Below are 3,223 nucleotides of genomic sequence, written 5' to 3' on the forward strand. Positions count from 1 at the left end.
TTGTCTTCCCGAATTTTCGGCGTCGAAGCTGAGAAACGGTAGAATGATCCGGAACAGGCTCGTCAAAGTCGATTCCCAGAAACCAACGGAAAGCGATATTTATTCGAACTTCCTGCTCCAGCTTCCGCTCAGAAGGAATACCGTACAGGTATCCCAAAAGGAGCATTTTTACCAGAAGCACAGGATCAACGGAAGGTCGTCCCACTTTGGCGTATAGCGGTTCAACGATATCGTAAATGAAGCTGAAATCCACACACTGCTCCAAATTGCGAAGGAAATGACTTTCCGGCATCAGTTCCTCCAGCGTCAAAAAGGTCATTTTCAGTTGTTTGCTGCCGTCTCGTCTCATCATACGCTTCACACTCGTTTTTTCTTTATTGTACCATGGTTCAGATGATAAAGCGAGATTTCAGAGTTTGTCAACAGCTCCGAAACGCGACACCCTTTAAGGGCAGCACCCCGGCGGGGGTGCCGGCAGCCTGTTTTTGTAGTACCATTTAACGTACTTTTATGGTATAATAGAGGCGGCTGCATCACACAAACCAGAAAGGACAACACATGGCGCAAATCATAGAAACTTTAACCCTGGAAGATCGCTTCAGCGCGACAATGAGCCGATATATTAGGCTCATGAACCAGGCCGCCGGAATAACCGGCTATCTGAAAACCGCGACAATGGCAGCGGCATACGGTGCCGCCGGGTTTTCTTCTTCTGCTGCTGAAATGGCCGCCGCCAGCTATAACGCGGCTTTTGCGGCAGCTACTCAGACAACCCAGCTTGCAGAACTGACCGGGCAAACGGACCAGCTGACAGAGGCGACGGACGCGGCCACTGAAGCCATTGAAGCCCAGGAACGGCAGCAGCGGTCCTTGGGATCGGCTGCAAAAAGCGTTATTGGAACGCTCAAGAGTATGGCCGCCTCTTATCTCAACATGAAAGGCGTTCAAGCTCTGGTAAACGCTTCCGACCAGATGACCCAGATCAACGCCCGGTTGAAACTGATGACCGGCAGCGCCGAGCAAGCCGCAGCGGCCCAGGATGAAATTTTCCAGGCCGCCCAGCGCAGCCGCGGCGCTTATGCCGATATGGCAAACATGGTCACCCAGTTGGGCATGATGGCCCCGGATACCTTCAGCAACACGGGCGAAATTATCGCCTTTGCTGAACAGGTGCAGAAACAGCTGGCTATTGCCGGAGCCGATGGGGCCGGCGCGGCGGCTGCAATTACCCAGTTGACCCAGGCGCTGGCGTCCGGCACCCTGCGGGGCGAAGAACTGAACAGCGTTATGGATCAGGCAACGCCTATCGCTCAAACGATTGCCGAATATATGGGGGTGACTACCGGCCAACTGCGAGAAATGGCGTCCGCCGGGCAGGTCACAGCCGACGTTGTGAAAAACGCCCTTTTGGGTGCGGCAGAGGAAACAAACGCGGCCTTTGAGCAGATTCCCTTGACCTGGTCGCAGGTCTGGACCATGGCTCAAAATACAGCCCTGCAAGCGCTGGAACCGGTGCTGAACGGCATTTCCTGGCTTGCAAACAACTTGGAAACCATTGCCCCTATAGCGGCAGGGGCCGCCGCCGGGCTGCTGGCTTTTGCGGCAGCCTCTTATGTTGCAAGTGGCGGCCTTGCAAAACTCATTGCTTCGATTACATCTATCAATCCTATGGCCGTTTTAATCGGCGCAGCCGTCGGCGTGATTGTTTATCATATCGCGCAATGGGTGCAAAGCGTGGGCGGACTTCGGGCGGCCTGGCTTATCACGGTGGACAATGTTGCAAGCGGGGTTGACGTCATGAAAATAAAATTCATGGCCGGTATCTACTCTCTGCAAAACACCTTGGATTCCTTCAAGTATTCGGCCACTTCTGTTTTTTATGGCGTCCTGGACTCCATTGGAGACTTTGCCTCTAACGGCTTGATGGCCCTTCAAACGATGGCCAACGGGGCCGTTGATATCATCAATGGGCTGATTTCAAAAGTCAACATGATTCCCGGTGTCGCTATTGACTCCATTGAAAAAATCACTCTGGGGTCCGCATTTGCTGTGCAGAATGAGGCCGCCAAGGCTACCAGAGCCAGCACCCTGGCGCAAATGCAGGCCGACAACCTGGCAGCGGCGGCAGCCCGGGCGGGCACATTGGCCGCGATGCAGGCAACGGCAGCCGATGCCCACGCCGAACGGATGGCCGGAATTGAGGCCGCACAAAAAGCAACCCCGGCGGATCAAGGCGGGTGGTCCGGCATTGGCTCCACTATTCCAGCATATGACCCTGTAACGGACGCGCTTTCCGGGATCGGGAAAGACGTCAAGGACATCAAGAAAGAAGCCACCCTTTCGGACGAAGTCTTGAAGGAACTTGTGGACGTGGCGACCGGCAGCTATATTCGCCAAGTGAATCTTGGCAGCACCACTACAGTTATCAACGTAAACGGCCAGAACACCGGCGACACCAAAGCCGACACAGACGCGGTTATTGATCGACTGAAGAAAGTACTGGCCGAACAGTGGGCCGCCGGCGCATCTCGCGCCATTGCTTTGCCGTTTTAAGTGGGCACCGCATACCCAATTTTATAGCTGAAATTGCGTAGGAGGCAAGAAATTGGAACTTTATGAGATGTTGCAGGTGATTGCACAAGAAGCTATAAAAAGCGCCGCCCTCACTGATTATGTGACCGGCACCGTCACCCAGGCCAGCCCGCTTCAGATCAAAATTGACAATATGATGCAGCCCTTGCAGGCCCAGTCCCTGATTTTGACAGCGGCGGTCATCGAGAAGAAAATTCCGGTCCTGGATCATCAGCATTACATCAGCACCCTCGCACACCTGCACACCTGCCCCACGGGCACTACTTCCACGGCGCTGACCGGCCAGTACATCACCGAGACTTCCCTTGTCTCTGAGGGCTTCAACGCCGCTTTGCAGGGCCAGAACGTTGTCTGCTATGAAAACGGCGAGGCACTGCCGGTGGAAGATGGCTATATCATCCTGAATCGGGCGCTGGAAGAAGGCGACAAGGTGGTTATGCTGCGGGTGAACGGCGGGCAGCGGTTCATCGTGCTGTCCCGAACGTATTAAACAAAATAAAGCCTTATAGAGCCGTGAAGTGACCCCAAAAAGTTAGACAATAATTTGAAATAAAAATAGTTCAAACAGCTGAAAGGGCTTGTTGTCTGTGAATTGCAGGCGGCAGGCCCTTTAGCTTTGCCTTAATACGCC

General features: G+C 53.9%; 3 protein-coding genes. 2 read left to right on the forward strand and 1 reads right to left on the reverse strand.

The window, feature by feature from the left end; translation table 11 throughout:
• On the reverse strand, nucleotides 1-352 hold a 352-nt coding region (locus B5G28_RS14090), incomplete at its 3' end, for a transposase (protein ID WP_144265575.1).
• A 206-nt stretch (nucleotides 353-558) separates the two neighbouring features.
• On the opposite strand from B5G28_RS14090, the gene B5G28_RS14095 reads away from it, so the two are divergent.
• The gene (locus tag B5G28_RS14095) at nucleotides 559-2,553 is read left to right on the forward strand and encodes a tape measure protein (RefSeq protein WP_087249820.1); all 1,995 of its coding nucleotides are present in this window, start codon (nucleotides 559-561) and stop codon (nucleotides 2,551-2,553) included.
• A 52-nt stretch (nucleotides 2,554-2,605) separates the two neighbouring features.
• Nucleotides 2,606-3,082, forward strand: coding sequence for a DUF2577 family protein (locus tag B5G28_RS14100; RefSeq protein WP_087249822.1), 477 nt, complete (start codon nucleotides 2,606-2,608; stop codon nucleotides 3,080-3,082).
• Nucleotides 3,083-3,223 lie beyond the last annotated feature (141 nt).

Source organism: Faecalibacterium sp. An77 (assembly GCF_002161315.1).
Taxonomy (GTDB): domain Bacteria; phylum Bacillota; class Clostridia; order Oscillospirales; family Ruminococcaceae; genus Faecalibacterium.